This is a genomic window from Streptomyces lushanensis (assembly GCF_001700515.1).
Taxonomy (GTDB): Bacteria; Actinomycetota; Actinomycetes; order Streptomycetales; family Streptomycetaceae; genus Streptomyces; species Streptomyces lushanensis.
In genome coordinates this window covers 1-3,221 of sequence record NZ_MAUD01000171.1, presented here as the reverse complement: position 1 = coordinate 3,221, position 3,221 = coordinate 1, and the positions used below count along the sequence as shown (strand labels likewise).

The window sequence follows — 3,221 nt, the reverse complement described above, 5'->3', positions numbered from 1 at the left end:
CTCCGAACTCCGCTTCGTCGCCGTCGACCGCACCACCGGGACGGGAGAGCAGGGATGACCGGCGCACACCGCACGGACGGCGCGGATCGCCCGGACCCCGGGTGGGGCCCCGCGCCCGGTGCGCGCGGCCCGGTGGACGAGATCCTCGCCCACGCCACGCGCGATCCGGGCGCCGTCGCCGTCGTCACACCGGACAGGGAGCTCTCGTACGGAGAACTCGCGGACCGGATCGACCGGCTGGCCCGGATTCTCACCGACCGGGGAGTAGGCCCCGAGGAGGTGTGCGCCATCGCCGTCGAACGCGGCGTCGACGCCGTTGTCGCGATGGCCGCGGTGCTGCGGGCCGGGGGAGCGTTCCTCACACTCGACGTCGAACTGCCGCTGCCGCGGCTGGTGTCCATGGCCGGGAGCGGACAGGCCCGGTTCCTGCTCACCACCACCGCGCTCGCCGAGCGGCTCGTCCTGCCCGTGACCGGACCGACCCTGCTGCTCGACCGGCTCCCGGCGCCCGGTCCGGACACGGACGTCCGCGCGTCCCCCGTGCTCCCGGAGCCGTCGGCCGCGCCCGGGCCGCGCTCGCTCGCCTACATCAGCCACACCTCCGGATCGACCGGAGCGCCGCACGCGGTCATGATCGAACGGGCCGGGCTCGACGCGTATCTGCGCTTCGTGGTGCGCGACTACCGGCTCGGCCCGCACACCGTGGCCGTCCAGCTCGCCCCGCTCGGCTACGACGCGTCCATCAGGGATGTCTTCGCCCCGCTCGTCGCGGGCGGCCGTCTCGTTCTGGTCGACCGCGCCCGGCTGCTGCGCGCCGACACCTTCGCGGCCACCCTCCGGGAGTACGGCGCGGACACCGTGCTGAGCACGACACCCTCGTTGCTCACCTTTCTGGCACAGGGACCCGACGCGGCCGAACGGCTGGGCGGGGTGAGCACGGTGGTCTCCAGCGGCGAATCGCTGCGGCCCTTCCTCGCCGCCGGCGGGCGCGCGCTCGTCGACGGGCTGCTGGTGAACCAGTACGGTCCCACCGAATGCACGATGACCTCCACCCGGTACCAGGTGCCCGCCGTACCCGACACCTCCCTCGATGTCATCGGCACTCCCATCGACGGCGTCACCGTCCAGGTGCTCGACGGCGATCTGCGGACGGTGGCCGACGGCGCGGTGGGGGAGCTGTACATCGGCGGCACCGGGGTCGCCCGGGGCTATCGGGGGCTGGCCGCCCTGACGGCCGGGCGCTTCCTGCCCGATCCCTCGGGCCCGCCCGGCGCCCGTATGTACCGCACCGGCGATCTCGCCCGGCGGCTGCCCGGCGGCGAGCTGGAGTATCTCGGCCGGTCCGACCGGCAGATCAAGATCCGCGGCCATCGGGTGGACCCGGCGGAGATCGAGGGCGCGCTGCTCACGCATCCCCACATCACCGGCGCCGTGGTCACCGCCGAGACCGACGGCCAGGGACGGACCTGGCTGTACGCGCATGTCACCGGCCTGCCCGCGGAGACCGGCGACGCGTCCGTACGCGCCCATCTCGCCACCACCCTGCCGCCTCATATGCTGCCCAGGCGATTCAGCCGTATCGAACGGCTGCCGGTGACGCGCAGCGGCAAGACCGACCGTGGCACGCTCGGCCGGTCCGTCGCGCCGACGTCCGCCGCGCCGATGGCGGAGCGTGTGTCATGACGGCCGCGGGCATCCGGCTGAGCCACGCGGACACCGGGCTGGGCCACGCCGGGGTGCGGCTCGGCGGCCCTGCCGGTGTCCGGCTCGGCCACGCCGACGTCGTCGCCGCCGCTGAGCGGATCGCCCCGTACGTACGGCGTACGCCGCTGCTGACGGCCGGCTCACTGCCCGGCGTTCTGCTCAAGGCCGAACATCTCCAGCACAGCGGCTCGTTCAAGCTGCGCGGAGCGGCGAACGCGCTGCTGGCCCTGGGCGCCCGCGAGATCGTCGCCGGCTCCTCGGGCAACCACGGTCTCGCGGTGGCCGCCCTCGCCGGGCCGCTCGGTGCCGGCGTCACCGTCGTCATGGCGGCCGGAGCGAGCGAGGCGAAGGCGCGGGCCGTCGCGGCCCTCGGCGCCCGCGTCATCCGCAGCGGCGGCGGAGTCGCCGAACGCGACCGGTACGCGCAGGACTTCGCTAAGCGTACGGGAGCCGTGCCGCTGCCTTCGTCGGACCATGAACTCGTGGTGGCCGGACAGGGCACCGTCGGCCTGGAGATCTTCGAGGACGCGCCCGGCGCCGACACCGTCTTCGTCCCGACCGGTGGCGGCGGTCTGCTCGGCGGTGTGTGTCTCGCCGCGGCGGGGCTGACACGGCCGGTACGGATCGTCGGTGTGGAGCCCGCGGGCACCCGGCGCTACGCGCGCGCCCTGGCCGCCGGTCACCCCGTCGAACTGCCGCCCAGTGACACCGTCGCCGACGGACTGCGCGGCCAGCGCGCGGGCGAGATCCTCTTCCCTGTGATCAGACAGCGCGTGGACGAACTGATCGGAGTCACCGACGAGGCGATCGTCCACGCCACGGGCCTGCTGCACGCGGCGGGGATCCCGGCGGAGCCCAGCGGCGCCGTGGCCCTGGCCGGAGCGCTGCACCGAGGCTTCGACGGCACGGCCGCGGTGATCGTGTCCGGCGGAAACGGCCCGGCGGCCCTGGCCGCCCGAACGCCCGCTCCCTGAAGGGCCGTCGAGCCGCCGGGCGCGGGTCAGGGACTACTCCGTGCCGACGGCGCGTCCCACCCTTCCCGGCAACGTCACCGACACCACCGACACCACCGACACACCGACACACCGACACGTCGATACCACTGACATCACTGACATCACGAAGCGACATTCAAGGAGAACATCATGACCACAGCGGAACAGCACACGGTCGACACCTCCCAGCTCCCCGAACTCATCGCGGGCTTCTACCGGGAGACTCTCGGTGACACCACCCTCGACACCACGAGCGACTTCTTCGAGACGGGCGGCGACTCCCTGGCCGCCTTCCAGATCATCGCCCGGCTCCAGGACACACTCCGCACCGAGCTGCCGGTGGCGCTCATCTTCACCTATCCCTCGCCGGCCGAACTCGCCGAGGTCCTCGCCGCTGATCTCGCCGACCGCGCCGCCGAACAGGTGTAGGGGGAGATCCGGATGGCCGAGGAATCCGTTTCGCTGAGCGGGCGATGGCGGCTCTGGGACCAGGTGGGCCTGCGTGGTCCGGGTTTTCCGGTG

The 3,221-nt window shown here is 73.2% G+C and carries 3 protein-coding genes; all 3 read left to right on the top strand.

Going from position 1 to position 3,221, the window contains the following annotated elements; translation table 11 throughout:
- The first annotated feature begins 54 nt into the window (after positions 1-54).
- The 3 genes from BFF77_RS15905 (at position 55) to BFF77_RS15895 (ending at position 3,128) form a co-directional block, all read left to right on the top strand.
- Positions 55-1,683 (top strand): amino acid adenylation domain-containing protein, encoded by a 1,629-nt coding sequence (locus BFF77_RS15905; protein WP_079125202.1) that lies wholly within the window; start codon positions 55-57, stop codon positions 1,681-1,683.
- Positions 1,680-2,678, top strand: a complete 999-nt coding sequence (locus BFF77_RS15900) for a threonine ammonia-lyase (RefSeq protein ID WP_079125201.1) — start codon at positions 1,680-1,682, stop codon at positions 2,676-2,678. The genes BFF77_RS15905 and BFF77_RS15900 overlap by 4 nt, the downstream gene beginning before the upstream one ends.
- Before the next feature lie 171 nt (positions 2,679-2,849).
- Positions 2,850-3,128: an acyl carrier protein gene (locus BFF77_RS15895; RefSeq protein WP_066949600.1), complete on the top strand. Its 279-nt coding sequence runs from the start codon at positions 2,850-2,852 to the stop codon at positions 3,126-3,128.
- Positions 3,129-3,221 lie beyond the last annotated feature (93 nt).